The sequence below is a fragment of the Catenulispora sp. EB89 genome, assembly GCF_041261445.1.
In the GTDB taxonomy this organism is placed as follows: domain Bacteria; phylum Actinomycetota; class Actinomycetes; order Streptomycetales; family Catenulisporaceae; genus Catenulispora.
This window is the reverse complement of sequence record NZ_JBGCCU010000023.1, coordinates 57,517-73,855: the sequence shown is the minus strand read 5'-3', so window position 1 is coordinate 73,855 and position 16,339 is coordinate 57,517. Positions and strand designations below refer to the sequence as shown.

The window sequence follows — 16,339 nt, the reverse complement described above, 5'->3', positions numbered from 1 at the left end:
TCCTCACTCACACCGTCCGGCCCTATGTTCAGACCGTGTCGGGGACTCTTACTCAGGCGCCCAACCGCAGTACAGCGCACCGGGCAGCCACCAACGGAACAAGTTTCAGCGATCATCTCACTCACATCCCGCACGCACCTCGCGGGACCACGCCGAACATCCTGCGCGCGGCCGTGGCCGCCGCCGGGGTTCTGGCAGTCATCGCCGCCGTCGTCCTGACGAGCGCGGCTTCGGGGGCCCGAGACCAGATCAGCACCGTCGGCAGCACGGACGCCCCCAGCGTGCGCGCCACCGACGACTTCCTGTTCCGGCTCCAGGACATGGACGCGCAGCTGGTCAACGCGCTGCTGGTGAACGGCGACACCCAGGTGCACGTGCCCCGCGCGGCCAGCGAGGCGCTGTACGACACCGACCGCAGGACCGCGGACCTGGACCTGGAGAACGCGACGGTGGCGCTGGCCGGCGACCAGTCGGCACTGGACCAGCTGCACACCGTGTCCGACGACTACGGCCAGTACCAGGCGCAGGCCGCCCGCACTCTGGCCGACGACGAGCGGCTCGGCGGCTCGGCCGCCGGGGCCGCGCCGGCCGCGGTGTTCACCGACTACCAGAACGGGCACGATCTGCTGTTCGGCACGGACGACAAGGGCGGGCTGATGAAGGCCGCCACGGACCTGGAGAAGTCCAGCAGGAACGCCATCGACTCCTCGGCGTCGTCGGCGAACGGCTCGCTGGTCACCGTGATCGTCGAATTCCTGGTCTTCGGGGTGCTCCTGGTGGGCGGTCTGATCGTCCTGCAGGTGTACGTCGTCCGGCGGTTCAAGCGCAGGGTGAACCCGGCGCTGGCCGGCGCGACCGTGGCCGCGCTGGTCCTGCTGATCGGCGGCGCCGCAGGCACGGCCGTCGCCGCGGGCGACTTCCACACCGCCAAGAGCGACGCCTTCGACTCGGTGCTGGCGCTGAGCGAGGCGAACGCCACCAGCGCCGGGATCAACGCCGACGAGAGCCGCTGGCTGCTCGCGCACGACACCCCCGCGCAGCGCGGCGAGTACGAGCAGTCGTTCTTCCAGGCCGAGAACGCGATCGCCGACGTGCCCGGCGGGACCGACATCCCGACCTACGCCGGGACGGTGTACCAGGAGCAGAAGGCCCGCACCGTGGACGACCTCTCCCAGACGCCGATGACCCGGAACAGCAGCTTCGGCGAGGAGTTCCACAACATCACCTTCCCGGGCGAGGCCGAGGCGGCGCTGAACGCGTTCAGCGCCTACAACACGTACCTCCAGGACGACGCGCACCTCCGGAGCATGCCGCTGGACACCCCGGCGGGGCTGGAGGCCGCGATCGACTTCGACACCAACGCCACCACCATCGGGTCCTCGGACCAGGCGTTCAACGCCTACAGCCAGGCCCTCGGAGACGTCATCACGCTCAACGAGGCGCAGTTCGAGAGCTCGATGCCGGCGGCGGAGAGCGGGATCGGGGCCTGGACGTGGCTGCCGTACGTCCTGGCGGTGCTGCTGATCGGGCTGACCGTGCTGGGGCTGCGGCCGCGGCTCAACGAGTACCGCTGACCGTGCCGTGAAAACCCTCTGAAACGCCCTCGGGCCGCCACACCGCTCGTGCGGGTGGCGGCCCGGAGTGCTCGCGGCACGGAAACTCAGTGGTGGACCGTGAACCAGACCAGCGAGACGGCTCCGGCGATCACGCAGTAGACGCCGAACGGCCGCAGCGAACGGTTCTCGAAGTACCTGGTCAGGAAGCGCACCGAGATGTAGGCGGCGATGCCGGCCAGCACCGAGCCGGCGATGGCCGGGCCCAGGATGCTGTGGTTCGCGGGCTTGGCCAGTTCAGGGGCCTTGTACACGCCGGCGGCCAGGATCACCGGGGTGGCCAGCAGGAACGCGAAGCGGGCCGCGTCCTCGGTCTTCAGGCCGCGGGCCAGGCCGGCGACCATCGTGATGCCGGAGCGGCTGATGCCCGGCAGCAGGGCGAAGGCCTGCGCGCCGCCTATGCCGGCGGCGGACTTCCAGCCCAGCCGGGCCAGGCGGCGGTCGGCCGCGATCTCCGGGGACTCGCCGCGGCGCGGCGGGACGTTGCCGTCGTCGGCGTGCCGGCCCTTGGACGCGCTCTTGAGCATGGCGTCGGCCAGGAAGATGACGAAGCCGTTGATGAGCAGGAAGGCCGCGGCCGGCACCGGTTTGCCCAGATGCGTGCGCAGCGCCTTGTCGGCCACGATGCCGACCAGGCCGACCGGGATCGTGCCGATCACCAGCAGCCAGGCCAGGCGCTCGTCCGGGCCCTCCACGCTGCGGTGCCGGATCGAGGTGAACAGGGCCCTGATGATGCGCACCCAGTCCCGCCAGAAGAACGCCACCAGCGCCAGCGCCGTCGCCACATGAGCCAGCACCAGGAACGCCAGGTACGGCGAGTCCTTGGCGGTCATGTCCAGGTCGGCCTTCCAGCTGCCGCCGATGAAGGCCGGCAGGAGTATCGAGTGGCCGAGGCTGGATATGGGGAACAGCTCGGTGACGCCTTGGACCAGCCCGATGGTGCAGGCTTCGAGATAGTTGAGGCCGGACAACTCGTACCCCTGTCGGAAAATGGATGCAGTCTGCCGGAGGATAGTAGGGGCGTCCGGCGGCGCGAGGAAACAGACGGTGAACGTAGGGCAAAGCAGCAGCACACGAGCCCGGCCCGAAGCGTTCGGCAGGATCCGCCACCCCGGTCACGGACACCGGGGACAGCCTACGACAAGCTGTAGCAGTTATGCGCCGGAAAGGCCGCCGCGGCTTACGAGGTCCGGCCGGCGTACCAGCCGTCCAGATCCGCCGGCTGCACCCGCAGCACGGCCGCCAGCTGTTCCCGGGACAGGGGTTCGGGACCGGACACGGCCATGTTCAGCACCGCCTGCAGCATGGCGTTGAGCACGCCGCGGGCCTTCATCAGGGACTCCAGCGCGTTCTCGTACGAGCCCTGGTCCACGGCCCGGGTGACCATCGGCAGGCCGACGTTCACCAGTCCGTTGATCCGGCCGCGCAGTTCGGCGTCGAGCTCCCCGGGCAGCAGCGCGCGGCCGTCGGCGTGCACCTCGGCCAGAGCCAGGCCGGCCTTGTCCCGGATCATCGCGCGCACGCTGTGGTACGCCCCGTACCGCAGCGCCGGGGAGTGCGCCTCCCCGTTCGGCTGGGCCACGTGCTCGGCGAAGTCCCGCAGCCGCGGGACCATCGCCAGCACGTAGTCCTTCAGAGCGTCCATCCCGTTCAGCGGAGCGGGATCGACGACGTCCACCGCGGCGGTGGCCCACTGAGTCACGCCGGCTGCGGCCTCGGCGGGATCGGGGTGCGCGGTGAGAACGTCGTACTCCACCCGCTCCGGGCGGAACTGTCGCGCCATGCCCCCGAGTCTGGTCGATCAAGGCGAACCCCCGGTGAACATCCGGAAAAATCCGAACGCCCACGGGGGCAGCAGTAGGCTTGTGAGCTGGGGTTTGTCAGTGGGCGAACACAGGTGCGAGATCTTCGGAACCGGCGTCGCCACCGGCTCCCGAAGCGCCGTCCGGGCCCTTGGCCCGCACGTTCTTCGGCAGGAAGAACATCAGCAGGAAGACAAGGAACTGTCCTCCGGCGACGAACCACAGCGTGGTCTCGTACCCGTTGATCATGGTCTGCTGACCGGTCTTGACGCCCTGCGCGGCGAGGATCTTCCCGACCGCCGGCGACTGGTTCGGATCCGGGTGGGCCGGGTTCGGGCAGGACGCTGGCAGGGTGCTCGGGTCCTTCTCCTTCGCGCGGTCCACGGCGCACTGCTTGAACGAGGCGAAGACCTGCTCGGCCTGCTGCGCCGGCACCCCGGCGGCCACCAGCTGCTGCGTGACGGCCGGCTTCTGGTCGTCCACCGCCTTCGTGGCGTTGGTCCCCATCATGTTGAAGAACACCAATGCGGTCAGCGCGATACCGAAGGCCTGGCCGAGCTGCTGGCTGGTGTTCAGCAGGCCGGAGGCCGAGCCGGCGTCGCGGGTCGGCACGTCGGTGAGGATCAGGTCGAAGATCGGGGCCACCACCAGGCCCATGCCGACGCCGGTGATCAGCAGCGGCAGCGCCATCTGGAGGGAGTTGAAGGACTGGTCCAGGTGCTTGGCCATCTCGATGTACAGCACCAGGCCGCCGCCCATCAGCAGCACGCCGAACTGCACCACCTTGCGCCCGAACCTGGGCACCAGGAACTGCACCGACATGCCGGCCGCGGCCGAGACGCCGATGGAGAACGGGATGCCGGTCAGGCCGGCGTGCAGCGGCGTCCAGCCCAGGCCCAGCTGCATGTACAGCGACCACACCAGGAAGAAGACACCGAGCGTGGTGGCGAAGGTCAGGTTGGTCAGGATGCCGGAGGCGAAGGAGCGGAAGCGGAACAGGCTCAGCTCCACCAGCGGCGAGTCCCCGCGCAGGCCCTTGCGGCGCTCGTAGAGCACGAACAGGGCCAGCACCGGCACCGCGGCGGCCATCATCAGCCAGCCCCACAGCGGCCAGCCCAGGTCGCGGCCCTGCATCAGCGGGAAGACGAGCATGAACAGGCCGAGCACGGACAGCCCGACGCCGGGCAGGTCGAGCTTGGTGGCGTGCGGCGCCTTCGACTCGGTGATGACCCGGAAGGCGACGATCAGGCCGAAGATCCCGACCGGCAGGTTCACCAGGAAGATCGGGCGCCAGTGCAGCCCGAGCAGGTTCCACTGGACCAGCAGCCCGCCGACGATCGGGCCGGCGACCGCGGCCGAGCCGACGATGCCGCCGAACATGCCCATCACCTTGCCGCGCTCCTCGGCCGGAAAGGTGACGTGGATGATCGCCATGACCTGCGGCACCATCAGCGCCGCCATGCCGCCCTGGAAGACCCGGGCGCCGATGAGCATGCCGGGCGTGGCCGCCACGCCGCACAGCGCCGAGGCGATCGTGAAGCCGGTCATGCCGATCAGGAACAGCCGCTTGCGGCCGAAGATGTCGCCGAGCCGGCCGCCGGTGATCAGCACGACGGCGAAGGCCAGCGCGTAGCCGGCGGTGATCCACTGGATCGCGGAGTAGCCGGCCTTCATCTGGCTCTGGATCGACGGGATCGCCACGTTCACGATCGTCACGTCGAGCAGGTCCATGAACGCCGCGGACAAGATCACCGCCAGCGCGAGCCAGCGCTTGGGATCAGGAGTCGAAATCCCCGTTGTCTCCGTGGATATGTCAGGTTCAGCCATGCCTCGTCAGCCCCCTCAGGCTTTGGACTCAATCTCAGATTGGGTCCAGGCTAGAGGAGGCCACCGACAATATGCCGAGGTGAGAGGCGTCTGACGGCTCACAATGCGCTGTGACACGGATACGGTGTGACCCGTGTCACAACGACAAGTAACGAATTCAGCTCAGCTCTCGACGACGTGCTGCGCGAACCGGTCCCGGGCCTCGGCCCACATCCGCGCGTCCCACTCTCCGTTGCCGAGGGCGTCCGCGGCTTCGTAGCCCATCATCAGCGCGTGGTGCGTGTTGTCCGGCGTGAACAGGCCCAGCCGGCCGAACGTGGTGACGTGCGGCAGCGACTCGACCCAGCCCTCCAGGTCGGCCAGCGCCTCGCGGTAGCCCTTGTGATAGATCGGGTACACCTGGCGCATCCGCTTGACCTGCACCCACTCCAGGTTCAGCTGCGGCAGGCCCAGGCGGCGCACCGTCTCCCGGATCAGGTTCGCGAGCTGGTCCTCGTCCGCGGCCCACAGATCGTCCCCTATGTCGCAGGGGATCTCGAAGCAGAGCACGGACCGCTCGGTCGGGTCGTCCGGCGAGAAGCGGTGGTTCGCGGGCTCGGAGATGCGCGTGACCGGGGTGTCGCCGTCCGGGATGTAGTGCACGTCGCAGCCGGTCCAGCGGCCGCCGGCGTGGACCGCGTAGACCAGCAGGATCGCCCGGAACTTCAGCTTGCCGCTGGCCTCCACGGCCTCGTACGGCGCGCCCGGCGAGGTCAGCCGGGCCAGCAGCGGCACCGGGATGGTCGAGAAGACGTGGCCGGCCCTGATGTCCGAGCCGCCCTCGGCCCAGTGCTGCTCCCCGGACCAGCCGCCGCGCTCGGCCGCCGAACCGTGGAACTCCGAGCGGGCCAGGGTCACGCTGACCCCGTCGCCGTCCACCGCCAGGTGCTCGGCCGCGGCGCCCAGCCGGATGCGCGCGCCGGCCTCCATCGCCGCGTCGGCGAGGGATTCGCAGAGCTGGCCGAAGCCGCGGCGCGGGTACAGGTACGCCAGCGACTCGCTGGCGATGGAGTTGCGGACGCTGCGCACCAGCGCGCTCAACATCGTCTGCGAGCCCGCCTTGCGCCGGGCCTGGTCGATGTCGATGTCCTCGCCGGCCACGCCCCAGAGCTTGGCGGCATAGGGCTCGTAGACCTGCTTGTACATCGTCGGCCCGAAGCCGGCCCGCATCAGCTCCGCGTAGGACTCGGCCGCCGCGATCTGCTTCTTGCCGCGCCAGGTGGTGGCCAGCGCGTCGAAGGCGGCCCGGGCCATCGGCACCGCCGGCATCGACTTGGCCAGCTCCCGCGGCTTGAACGGGTAGGTCACCCAGCGGTCCCCGACCAGCAGCCGGCCGTTGCGATAGCGGGTCTGCAGATCCGAGCCCATCAGGGCTCTGAGATCGGCGAGGATGTGCTCCGGCAGGTCCGGGTTCAGCCGGTGGCTGCCGAAGTCCACGCGGAACCCGGCGACGTCGAACGACGCCGCCATCCCGCCCACGGTCTCGGCCCGCTCCAACACGTCCACGGACAGGCCGCGGCGAGCGGCGCGCCACGCGGCGGCCAGGCCCGCGGGACCCGCGCCGAGCACGACGAGATCAGCCCTACCGGTCATCGCTGGTATCCATCAGAACGCCCACAGTAGTAGTCCCACCCCATTCCCGGAACGCGCCGCGCATGCTGCGTCTCGGGTCTCACCCGATAGGGGAGATCATGCCGTATCCGGGGGGTGTATCACATCTCGTCGATGCGCGGCAGAAGCACTTCGGTGGCGATGAGCCGGATCGCCACCGCCGCCGGGATCGCGACCAGGGCCCCGACGATGCCGAACAGCGCGGCGCCGATCAGCACGGCGACGATCGTGACCATCGGGTGCACGTCCACCGTGCGCCGGTTCACCCGGGGCGCGACCAGGTAGTCCTCGGCCAGGCGCGCGGCCACGTAGTAGGCCAGGGTGAAGATCGCCACGTTCAGCGAGACGGTCAGCGCCACCAGCGTCACCACCGCGCCGCCGATCGAGGAGCCGACCACCGGCACCAGCCCGAACAGCGCGACCACCAGGCCGAGCGCGGCCGGATAAGGGATCGACCACGCCATCGCCCAGATCCAGGTGAAGAACCCGCCGATGGAGGCGATGATCATCTGACCGATCACGTACTTGCCGACCTGTGCCAGGATCCGGTCGGAGAGCTCGGACACCCGCGGCCGGCGGCGGACCGGCACCAGGTGGTAGGCGAAGTTCTTGATGCCAGGCATGTTCGCCACGAAGTAGAAGGTCAGCGCGATCCCGGCCAGGGTGCCGGTGAGCAGCGAGAACACGGCCTTGCCGGCGCCCAGGATGCCGTTGAGGTCCAGGGTCCCGGCCTTGTTGGCGTTGATCCAGGACTTGACCTTCTCGATCAGGTGGTACTTGTTCTCCAGCTTGCCCAGGTACGTCGACTTGTTGCGCAGGTCGTTCAGGTAGCCGGGGATGGCGTTGATCAGGGAGTTGACCTCGCGGTCGATGGGCGGGAAGATCACCGCCACGAACCCGGCGAACAGCGCCAGCACGCCCAGCGCGACGATGAAGACCGCCAGGCCGCGGCGCAGCCCGCGGTTCACCAGCGCGGTCACCATCGGGTCCAGCGCGGTGGCGAAGAACACCGCGAGCATCAGGATCGACAGCAGGCTGCCCAGGCCCGAGACGACGTGCACCAGGGCGTAGGCGGTGATGCCGCCGGCGGCGAGCCAGAAGGCGAAGGCGAACCAGCCGCCCGCGGGCATCGCGGACAGCGACGGCGGATCGTCGGAGGTCGCCCTCGACGGCTCGGAGTGCGGGGCGCGCGTCGAGGTCGCCTGGTCACCAGCCATGCCCACGACCTTAGGGGACGCGGGTGGTCTACGGGTAACCAGTCGGTGGCCGGCGAACTCAGGGCTGAGATCAGAGGTACAGGCCGGGTTCGCCTTCGCCCTCGGCGAGCCGCTCGGCCGCCACGGCGTGCACGTCGCGCTCCCGGAGCAGGACGTAGTCCGTCCCGCGCACCTCGACCTCGCCGCGGTCGGCGGGATCGTAGAGCACCCGGTCGCCGACCTGGATCGTGCGCACGTTCGCGCCGATCGCCACGACCTCCGCCCAGGCCAGGCGGTTGCCGATGCGCGCGGTCGCGGGGATGAGGATGCCCCCGGACGAGCGCCGGTCCCCGGCTTCGGGGTCCTCGCGCACCAGCACGCGGTCGTGCAGCATCCGGATCGGAAGCTTCTCTCCTGAACTCACGCTTGTGACGCTATCGCAAGAGCGCGCGGTCGGGCGCGCGGGGAAGAAACGAGCGCCGGCGGTTCGGCGGCACGCGGCTCGCGGCAGGTGGACCAGGGCGCGGAGAGCTAGCCTGGGACGCGTGAAACTCAACTCCGGAGACACCGCCCCCGCCTTCACCCTGACCGACGACCACGGTGCGTCCGTGAGCCTGGCCGACTTCGCCGGCCGCAAGGTGATCCTGTACGTGTACCCGGCCGCGATGACCCCGGGCTGCACGAAGCAGGCCTGCGACTTCCGCGACAACATCGCGTCCTTCCAGAAGGAGGGCTTCGCGGTCCTGGGCCTGTCCCCGGACAAGCCGGAGAAGCTGGCGAAGTTCCGGGAGCGCGACGCGCTGACCTTCCCGCTGCTGTCCGACCCGGACAAGGCGGTGCTGGAGGAGTACGGCGCGTTCGGCGAGAAGAAGCTGTACGGCAAGACCGTGGTCGGCGTCATCCGCTCCACGTTCGTGCTGGACGTGGACAAGAAGGGCGTCGCGAAGGTGGACGTGGCGCAGTACAACGTGAAGGCCACCGGGCACGTGGCGAAGCTGCGGCGGGATCTGGGGCTGGACAAGTAGGTCGCGTGCGGCTCGGGTCGCCGACGCGATAGCCTGCGGTGGGGCCGTAGCCCAATGGCAGGAGGCAAACGGTTTAGGTCCGTTACAGTGCGAGTTCAAATCTCGTCGGCCCCACTCCAAAATCTTGTTCATGTCGGCCGCCGTCCGGCTGCCGGCCGCTAGGCTCCCCGGCGACGGTTGAAGATCGACGCGACGAAGCCTGGGGGATGCGCGACCGTGAGCACACCGACCAACGAACCCAACCCGTTCGGATACGACGGCCCGCCCGCTCCGCCCGGACAGGCACCGCTGCCGGGCCAGTTCGGGGCGGCCGGTGCTCCGGGCCAGGGGTACCCGGCGCTGCCCGAGCAGAGCTACCCGACGGAGACCGCGCCGGCGATCGGCGAGGGGCAGCCGGGGCCGGGTGCGCAGTACGCGCCGGCCGAGCACGGGCAGGGCGGGATGGCCGGGGCTCCGGGAGCGCCGGGGCCGCAGTTCGGGACGGGTGCTCCGGGTGCTCCGGGTGCTCCAGGTGGGTTCGGCGGTCCGGCCGGGCCCGGCGGTCCGGGCGGATTCGGCGGTCCGAACGGCGCGCCGGGGCCGATGCCAGGGCCGGGCGGAATACCGGGGCCGGGGCCGGGGCCGATGCCGCCGCTGTACGGCTACGGATATCCTCCGCCGCGCCCCACGGCGACCAGCGCGGTCGCGATCGTGGCGCTGTGCCTGTTCTGGGTCCCGCTGGCCGGCCTGGTGCTGAGCATCATCGGGATGGTGAAGACCGCCAAGGGCAAGGCGCGCGGCCGCGGCCTGGCCATCACGGCGCTGGTGCTGTCCATCCTGGTGACCGCCGGGGCCGGGATCCTGGGAGGCGTGATCGCCTCGAAGCCCTCGGTGCTGGACCCGGGCTGCACGCGCGGGAAGACGGCGGTGCTGGAGCAGTCGAAGCAGATCGAGGCCGACTCCAACAAGGGCGACCAGAACGCGGTCCAGAACGACCTCACCACGCTCATCAGCGACCTGGCGACGGCCGCGAACGACGCCAAGCGCAGCGACGTGCGCTCGACGGTGCAGGCCGTGCACGACGACTACGCCGCGATCGCCGCCGGGAGCGGCGACCAGACCAAGCTCCAGTCGGACCTGCAGCAGATGGACCACCTCTGCACGTACGGGAAGTAGCCCTCGCGGGAACGCAGAAGCCCGCTGCCGACCGGGATACGGTCGGCGGCGGGCTTTTCGGTGTGTCAGTCCTTCAGACCGTCAGCCCTTCAGCAGCGGCACCAGCGCGCGGAAAGCCCGTCCGCGGTGGCTGATCGCGTCCTTCTCCTGAGGGCTGAGCTCGGCGGTGGTGCGCGTCTCGCCCTCCGGCACGAAGATCGGGTCGTAGCCGAAGCCGCCGTCGCCGCGCGGGGCGCGGATCAGGTGCCCGGTGACGATCCCCTCGACCACATGCTCGGTGCCGTCCGGCTGCACCAGAGCTGCCGCGCAGGTGAAGTTGGCGCCCAGCGCCTCGTCGGGGACGTCCGCGACCTGGTCCAGGACCAGCTGCAGGTTCGCCACGTCGCGGCCGGGGCCGGACGGCAGGTCGCCGAAGCGGCCGGACCAGCGCGCGGACAGCACGCCGGGCATGCCGTTCAGCGCCTCCACGCACAGCCCCGAGTCGTCGGCGACGGCGGGCAGACCGGTGGCGGCGGCCACCGCGCGCGCCTTGATCAGCGCGTTCTCGGCGAAGGTCAGGCCGGTCTCGGGGATCTCCGGCAGAGCCGCGTAGGTCTCGGGGCCGGCGAGTTCGACGTCGGTCAGGCCGGCGGCGAGCAGGATCCGCTCCAGCTCGGTGATCTTCTTGGCGTTGCGGGTGGCGAGGACGATCTGGCGCATGGGCGCCAGTCTAGGTGTAGGTCTGGGGCGCCGCGGTCGGCTCGGGCGCGCTGGGCCGCGCTTGCCCTCACGGCTGCGAGCAGATGTTGCCCATGATCTGGAAGTCCTGCTTCACCGGGCCCTTGTCCGGCGTCTTGCCCTGCTGCGCCTGGCTGTACATCGCCTGCAGATCGGTGGCCAGCTTGGTGATCGGCTGGGTCGCGGCGGGCTTCTTGGTCTGCTGGGCTCCGGCGCGGATCTTCGGGAGTGCACCGGGGATCGCCGCGATGCCCTGCGCCGGGCCCTGCTCCTGCGCGTAGAGGTAGGCGCTGAAGCCGGCCAGCGCGGTCTTGCAGCCGGGGTCGGTCCACAGGGTGTTGAGCGTCTTCAGCGACGAGGCCAGGGCCGAGGGGTCCTGCGAGCTCGGCGCGGCCGGGGCGGAGCTGGCCGGGGCGGAGGGCGCCGAGGAGTCGGTGCCGGCTGAGGAGGGGGCGCCGGTGGTGCCGGTCGCGGAGGTGTCGCCCGCCGGAGTCGAGCTCGCGGCCCCGGGCAGCGGACCGCCCGCGGCCCCCGCCGCGCTCGTCCCGATCGTGCCCTGTGAAGCGCACCCCGCCAGCGCCAGCGTCAGCACGCTCGCGCTCGCTGCCAGTCCCGGTATCACGCTCGCGCGCAGCCGCACGGTCATGGCCCACCCCCCTGTGGAAGACGTTCGGAGCCCCGGCTCGCGCGGGGCTGCCGAACAATATAGGAGGTGGTGACCCGGATTCAGCTCAGCAGGGACTTGACCTGGTGTGAAGCCAGCTCGCGGCAGCCGGCCGCGGCCAGGTCGAGCAGCGCGTCCAGCTCGGCGCGGTCGAAGGGGGCGCCCTCGGCGGTGCCCTGGACCTCGACGAACTTGCCGTCGGCCGTGCACACGACGTTCATGTCGGTCTCGGCGCGGACGTCCTCCTCGTAGCAGAGGTCGAGCATCGGCACGCCGTCGATGATGCCGACGCTGACCGCGGACACCGAGCCGGTCAGCGGCTCCCTGGTGGCCTTGATCATCTTCTTGTCGCGCATCCACGTGACCGCGTCCTGCAGCGCCACGTAGGCGCCGGTGATGGCCGCGGTCCGGGTACCGCCGTCGGCCTGCAGCACGTCGCAGTCCACGATGATGGTGTTCTCGCCCAGCGCCTTGGTGTCCACCACGGCGCGCAGCGCGCGCCCGATGAGCCGGGAGATCTCCTGGGTGCGCCCGCCGACCTTGCCCTTGACCGACTCGCGGTCGCCGCGGGTGTTGGTGGCCCGGGGCAGCATCGCGTACTCGGCGGTGACCCAGCCCTTGCCGCTGCCGCGCAGCCAGCGCGGGACGCCTTCGGTGACGCTGGCGGTGCACAGCACCTTGGTCTGGCCGAACTCGACGAGGACGCTGCCCTCGGGATGGATCGACCACTTGCGGGTCAGGGTGACCGGACGGAGCTGGCCTACTTTGCGGCCGTCGACGCGTGCTGCTGACATGTGTAGACCCTAGCCCACCCCCGGGGCGGGCGTGGCCGGCGGTGCGGGGCGCGCGGCTGGCGGGGGTGGGGTCGGCGTCGTGGCGGCGTGGCGTTGAGCAGCTTCGATACTCGCCGGTGCGCGCCGGAGCGGCCGGGCCGGCCTGGCTGGTCGAGCTGGTGGAGCTGGTCGAGCTAGTCGAGCTGGACGTGCGCCAGCAGCCGCAGCGTCGGCAGGTCAGTGGCCTTGCGCAGCCGGGAGGCCAGGTCCCGGTGGAAGAATTCCTCGACCAGGTGCGGCACGGTCAGCACGATGATCTCGTCGACGACGTACTTGGCCGCGATCTGCTTCAGACCCTCGACCGGCGGCCCGGCCAGCAGCTCGCCGGTGGCCTGCTTGCCGGCGTTCTGGAAGGCCTCGACGGTCGCGGTCATCACCGCGCGGGCGGCGACCACGGCCTCGTTCAGCGGTTCGTCGTGCGAGTCCTCCTCGGCGCCCTTGAAGTTGCCCAGGGCCAGGTCGTCGAGGGTGGCCAGGACCTTGCCGTTCTCCTTGCCGACCGGGACCACGACGATGTAGTTCTCGGCGGCCATGCCCTCCTCGACGTTGTCGGCGTGCAGGCCGACGACGTACTCCAGGTCGTGCTGGTTGATCGTCTTCTCGACGATGAGCATGGTGGTCGGCACGGTCGGGGTCCTTTCCGGTGCTGCTGTTGGTCCCATCATGGTCTCAGATCTGGAACACCGCGCCGGGCGTGGCCAGATTCACCGGTCCCTCGTAGGCGGCCCGGGCGGCGGTGAGGTTGAGCTCGGCGTCGGTCCACGGCGGGATGTGGGTCAGCACCAGGCGCCCGACGCCGCCGGCCGTCGCGCTCTCGCCGGCCTCGCGGCCGTTGAGGTGCAGGCCCACCAGGCCGTCGTCGCGCGGCTCCTGGAACGAGGCCTCGGCCAGCAGCAGGTCGGCACCCTTGGCCAGGTGGTCCAGGGCCTCGCAGGGTCCGGTGTCGCCGGAGTAGACCAGGGTGCGGCCGGCCGCCTCCAGGCGGATCGCGTAGGCCTCCACCGGGTGGTCGACGCGGGTCACGCGGACGGTGAAGGGCCCGGTCTCGAAGCTGTTCCCGGTCGCGCCCTCGGGGGCGCCCTCCAGCACGTTGCGGAAGTCGAAGACCGACTCGCACTCGGCGTCGTCGGTGTCGTAGGCCTTGGCGATCCGCTCCCGGGTCCCGGACGGGCCCCACACCGGCAGCAGCGGCAGCGGCACGCCGCCGGGCCGGTATTTGCGCGCGACGTAGTACCCGCACATGTCGACGCAGTGGTCGGCGTGCAGGTGCGACAGGATCACGGCCTGCAGGTCGTAGACGTCGCCGTACCGCTGCAGCTCGCCGAGCGCGCCGTTGCCGAAGTCGAGCAGGATCCGGTGGCCCTCGTGCTCGACCAGGTAGCTCGAACACGGGTTGCCGGGGCCTCCGAAGGACCCGGAGGAACCGATCACGGTGAGCTTCATGAGGACTCCGCAACTGTGGCATATCGAGGTTCGGTGGCGTCTTGCGGCGCGGCCGGGAGCAGGCCCTGGTGGACGTGGCCGATCTCGGGTCCGAGGAAGCGCTGCCCGATCTGCAGGAACTGGTCCGGGTCGCCGGTGGTGGTGAAGGTGTGCACGGGCTCGGGAAGGTCGCCGGGGCGCATCAAGGCGTTCTCGGCCAGGACGCGGTAGACGTCCTTGGCGGTCTCCTCGGCGCTGTTGATCAGGATGACGTCGTCCCCCATGACGTAGGAGATGACGCCGGTGAGCAGCGGATAGTGGGTGCAGCCCAGGATGAGGGTGTCGACGCCGGCCGCCGCGACCGGGTCGAGGTACTCGTGCGCGACCTTCAGCAGCTCCTCCCCCGCGGTCTCCCCCGCCTCCACGAACTCCACGAAGCGCGGGCACTCCTGCGTGGTGAGCTGGATCTGCGGCGCGGCGGCGAAGGCGTCGACATACGCCATCGAGCGCCGAGTGGAGCGGGTACTGATCACCCCGACGTGCTGGTTCCGGGTGGCGGCCACGGCCAGCCGCACAGCGGGCCGGATCACCTCCACCACCGGGATCTCGTACCGCTCGCGGGCATCCCGCAACACCGCCCCGGAAGCCGAGTTGCACGCGATGACGAGCATCTTCACCCCGGACTCGACGAGCTTGTCCATGCACTCCAGGGCATAAGCACGCACCTGCGCGATGGGGCGCGGCCCATAGGGCTGGCGCGCGGTGTCGCCGAAGTAGCTGACGGCCTCGTGCGGCAACTGGTCCAGCAACGCGCGGACGACGGTCAGCCCGCCGAAGCCGGAGTCGAAGATGCCGATGGGCGCGTCCCGGGATGCCGGGTCGATGAACGGAGGCGGTGGTGCGGCCATGAGGGAAAAGAGTACGGCTCCCCGCGCAGAGCGTCCGCGATTGGGATGGCGGATGTGGCCACTGTCTCAGCGGTGGTTTTGGTCACGGGGCGGTTGACGTGCGACGGAGCGCGGGTGGGGCGGGAGCGGGGTGGGTGGTGGGGGCGCGGAAATTTGCAGCGGTGGGCAGGCCGGGAGGGGGCTGCCGGGGAGGTGGCGGCGGGCGCGGTGGCAAGGGTGCCGGACAGAAGCAGGCGCGGTCAGAGCGGAGGCAAAAGCAAGAGCTGTCGCGGCGGAGGTGCCGGATCCGATGAGAGCAGTGGCAGCCCTAGCCAAGGCGGAAGCAGAAGCAAACGCGGCCGGGCCAGCGAATGTGGCGGCGGCAAGCGCGGCGAAGGTGCCGGATCCGATGAGAGCACCAGCAGGCGCGAAGGAGGCAGCGGGCGCGGTCTAGGCCGAGGCGGCTGGCGCGATAGCTGCGCCGGCGGCCGGAGCTGCGGCAGAAGCGGCGGCCTCGGCTGGCGCGGTCTAGGCCGAGGCGGCTGGCGCGATAGCTGCGGCGGCGGTCGAAGCTGCGGCAGAAACAGCGGCCTCGGCGGGCGCGGGCCAGGCGAGCAGCGCGTCGCAGACCTCGATCAGGCGGCGGCGGAGTGGGGCACCTCGGCGGGCGAACTCCGCCTGCATCGCGGCGTACTCGGCGCGGCCGGCGGGGGTTTCGATGGTGATCGGGGTGTGGCCGAGTTCGGTGAGGTCGTAGGGGCTGGCGCGCATGTCCATTTCGCGGATCTCGGCGGCGAGGGCGAAGCAGTCGGCGATCAGCTCTGAGGGCACGAAGGGGTCCAGTTTGTAGGCCCACTTGTAGATGTCCATGCCGGCGTGGAGGCAGCCGGGCTGCTCGTTGGCGATCTGCTCCTCGCGGGTCGGGCGCAGGGTGTTGAGCGGTTCGGCTTCGGGGGTGAAGAAGCGGTAGGCGTCGTAGTGCGAGCAGCGGATGTTCTGGGTTTCGACGACCTCGTCGGTGCCCTCGGAGCCGAGGCGGAGGCGGCGGGCCGAGTGCCGGATCTGCTCGGGTTCGAGGCGGTAGACCATGGCCCACTCATGGAGGCCGAAGCAGGCCAGGCGGGGTTCGCGGCCGGCCGTCGCGGTGAGGAGCGCACGGATGAACTCCGCGGTGCGGCGGCGGGCTTCGGTGAACTCGGCCGGGTCCAGGGTGACGCCGTCGGGGGTCTCGGTGTAGCCGCGCCAGGACAGGCGCTCGCGCGCAGCGTCGCCGGACAGGGTCACGCCGATGCCGGGGTGCCAGCGCAGGAGGCGCGCGGGGCGGTGCGAGTAGTACGTGAACAGGAAGTCCATCACCGGGTGCGCCTCGTTGTCGGCGCGGCGGCGCAGGTGGGGCTCGGTCCAGGCGGCGACGCGGGTGTGGTGCTCGGCTTCGCGGGCCCGCCAGACGGATTCGGGGAGGACGAGGGGGGTGATGTGCTGCTCGGCCTGGTCCACGCTCACGCTTCGACGGTACCTGGTGCGGTGGGCGGGGCCGAATCGCGATGC

Annotated in this window: 16 protein-coding genes and 1 tRNA gene; 4 read left to right on the top strand and 13 right to left on the bottom strand. The window is 70.5% G+C overall.

The window, feature by feature from the left end; translation table 11 throughout:
• Positions 1-35 precede the first annotated feature (35 nt).
• Positions 36-1,574 (top strand): hypothetical protein, encoded by a 1,539-nt coding sequence (locus ABH920_RS36830; RefSeq protein ID WP_370353899.1) that lies wholly within the window; start codon positions 36-38, stop codon positions 1,572-1,574.
• An 86-nt stretch (positions 1,575-1,660) separates the two neighbouring features.
• Here the strand turns inward: ABH920_RS36830 and ABH920_RS36825 are convergent, their stop codons facing one another.
• The 6 genes from ABH920_RS36825 to ABH920_RS36800 all read right to left on the bottom strand — a co-directional run bounded on the left by ABH920_RS36825 (position 1,661) and on the right by ABH920_RS36800 (position 8,482).
• Positions 1,661-2,584: an undecaprenyl-diphosphate phosphatase gene (locus ABH920_RS36825; protein ID WP_370353898.1), complete on the bottom strand. Its 924-nt coding sequence runs from the start codon at positions 2,582-2,584 to the stop codon at positions 1,661-1,663.
• 209 nt (positions 2,585-2,793) lie between these two features.
• Positions 2,794-3,396, bottom strand: coding sequence for a hypothetical protein (locus ABH920_RS36820; RefSeq protein ID WP_370353897.1), 603 nt, complete (start codon positions 3,394-3,396; stop codon positions 2,794-2,796).
• A 97-nt stretch (positions 3,397-3,493) separates the two neighbouring features.
• Complete coding sequence (locus tag ABH920_RS36815; RefSeq protein WP_370353896.1) at positions 3,494-5,242, bottom strand: MFS transporter; 1,749 nt, start codon at positions 5,240-5,242, stop codon at positions 3,494-3,496.
• 162 nt (positions 5,243-5,404) lie between these two features.
• The gene (locus ABH920_RS36810) at positions 5,405-6,874 is read right to left on the bottom strand and encodes an NAD(P)/FAD-dependent oxidoreductase (protein ID WP_370353895.1); all 1,470 of its coding nucleotides are present in this window, start codon (positions 6,872-6,874) and stop codon (positions 5,405-5,407) included.
• Positions 6,875-6,993: 119 nt separating this feature from the next.
• Entirely contained in the window at positions 6,994-8,109 is a 1,116-nt protein-coding gene (locus tag ABH920_RS36805; RefSeq protein WP_370353894.1) for an AI-2E family transporter, read from the bottom strand.
• A gap of 70 nt (positions 8,110-8,179) precedes the next feature.
• Positions 8,180-8,482: a co-chaperone GroES gene (locus tag ABH920_RS36800; protein ID WP_370354006.1), complete on the bottom strand. Its 303-nt coding sequence runs from the start codon at positions 8,480-8,482 to the stop codon at positions 8,180-8,182.
• A 142-nt stretch (positions 8,483-8,624) separates the two neighbouring features.
• Between ABH920_RS36800 and bcp the strand changes: the two genes are divergently transcribed.
• From bcp to ABH920_RS36785, 3 genes are all read left to right on the top strand, one after another.
• Positions 8,625-9,113, top strand: coding sequence for a thioredoxin-dependent thiol peroxidase (bcp, locus tag ABH920_RS36795; protein WP_370354005.1), 489 nt, complete (start codon positions 8,625-8,627; stop codon positions 9,111-9,113).
• Positions 9,114-9,153: 40 nt separating this feature from the next.
• Positions 9,154-9,227: transfer RNA gene (locus ABH920_RS36790), tRNA-Leu, on the top strand.
• Between the two features lie 102 nt (positions 9,228-9,329).
• Entirely contained in the window at positions 9,330-10,268 is a 939-nt protein-coding gene (locus tag ABH920_RS36785) for a DUF4190 domain-containing protein (RefSeq protein WP_370353893.1), read from the top strand.
• Positions 10,269-10,349: 81 nt separating this feature from the next.
• On the opposite strand, the gene rdgB is transcribed toward ABH920_RS36785, so the two are convergent.
• The 7 genes from rdgB to ABH920_RS36750 form a co-directional block, all read right to left on the bottom strand.
• The gene (gene rdgB / locus ABH920_RS36780) at positions 10,350-10,967 is read right to left on the bottom strand and encodes an RdgB/HAM1 family non-canonical purine NTP pyrophosphatase (RefSeq protein WP_370353892.1); all 618 of its coding nucleotides are present in this window, start codon (positions 10,965-10,967) and stop codon (positions 10,350-10,352) included.
• Between the two features lie 67 nt (positions 10,968-11,034).
• Positions 11,035-11,631 carry a hypothetical protein gene (locus tag ABH920_RS36775; RefSeq protein WP_370353891.1) on the bottom strand — a complete coding sequence of 199 codons (597 nt, stop codon included), beginning with the start codon at positions 11,629-11,631 and terminating at the stop codon, positions 11,035-11,037.
• Positions 11,632-11,711: 80 nt separating this feature from the next.
• Positions 11,712-12,443: a ribonuclease PH gene (gene rph, locus ABH920_RS36770; protein WP_370353890.1), complete on the bottom strand. Its 732-nt coding sequence runs from the start codon at positions 12,441-12,443 to the stop codon at positions 11,712-11,714.
• Between the two features lie 173 nt (positions 12,444-12,616).
• Positions 12,617-13,108, bottom strand: a complete 492-nt coding sequence (locus ABH920_RS36765) for an indole-3-glycerol phosphate synthase (protein WP_370353889.1) — start codon at positions 13,106-13,108, stop codon at positions 12,617-12,619.
• Positions 13,109-13,151: 43 nt separating this feature from the next.
• Positions 13,152-13,925, bottom strand: coding sequence for an MBL fold metallo-hydrolase (locus tag ABH920_RS36760; protein ID WP_370353888.1), 774 nt, complete (start codon positions 13,923-13,925; stop codon positions 13,152-13,154).
• Positions 13,922-14,812, bottom strand: a complete 891-nt coding sequence (gene murI / locus ABH920_RS36755) for a glutamate racemase (protein ID WP_370353887.1) — start codon at positions 14,810-14,812, stop codon at positions 13,922-13,924. Before murI ends, ABH920_RS36760 begins: the two co-directional genes overlap by 4 nt.
• Positions 14,813-15,319: 507 nt before the next feature.
• Positions 15,320-16,288 (bottom strand): 3-methyladenine DNA glycosylase, encoded by a 969-nt coding sequence (locus ABH920_RS36750; protein WP_370354004.1) that lies wholly within the window; start codon positions 16,286-16,288, stop codon positions 15,320-15,322.
• Positions 16,289-16,339: the final 51 nt, after the last annotated feature.

What these genes read in the sequence shown, in the direction of transcription:
- ABH920_RS36815 (WP_370353896.1), bottom strand. Translation starts at nt 5,242, where the DNA reads ATGGCTGAACCTGACATATCCACGGAGACAACGGGGATTTCGACTCCT.
- rdgB (WP_370353892.1), bottom strand. Translation starts at nt 10,967, where the DNA reads ATGCGCCAGATCGTCCTCGCCACCCGCAACGCCAAGAAGATCACCGAG.
- ABH920_RS36800 (WP_370354006.1), bottom strand. Translation starts at nt 8,482, where the DNA reads ATGCTGCACGACCGCGTGCTGGTGCGCGAGGACCCCGAAGCCGGGGAC.
- ABH920_RS36810 (WP_370353895.1), bottom strand. Translation starts at nt 6,874, where the DNA reads ATGACCGGTAGGGCTGATCTCGTCGTGCTCGGCGCGGGTCCCGCGGGC.
- rph (WP_370353890.1), bottom strand. Translation starts at nt 12,443, where the DNA reads ATGTCAGCAGCACGCGTCGACGGCCGCAAAGTAGGCCAGCTCCGTCCG.
- ABH920_RS36820 (WP_370353897.1), bottom strand. Translation starts at nt 3,396, where the DNA reads ATGGCGCGACAGTTCCGCCCGGAGCGGGTGGAGTACGACGTTCTCACC.
- ABH920_RS36805 (WP_370353894.1), bottom strand. Translation starts at nt 8,109, where the DNA reads ATGGCTGGTGACCAGGCGACCTCGACGCGCGCCCCGCACTCCGAGCCG.
- murI (WP_370353887.1), bottom strand. Translation starts at nt 14,812, where the DNA reads ATGGCCGCACCACCGCCTCCGTTCATCGACCCGGCATCCCGGGACGCG.
- ABH920_RS36775 (WP_370353891.1), bottom strand. Translation starts at nt 11,631, where the DNA reads ATGACCGTGCGGCTGCGCGCGAGCGTGATACCGGGACTGGCAGCGAGC.
- ABH920_RS36760 (WP_370353888.1), bottom strand. Translation starts at nt 13,925, where the DNA reads ATGAAGCTCACCGTGATCGGTTCCTCCGGGTCCTTCGGAGGCCCCGGC.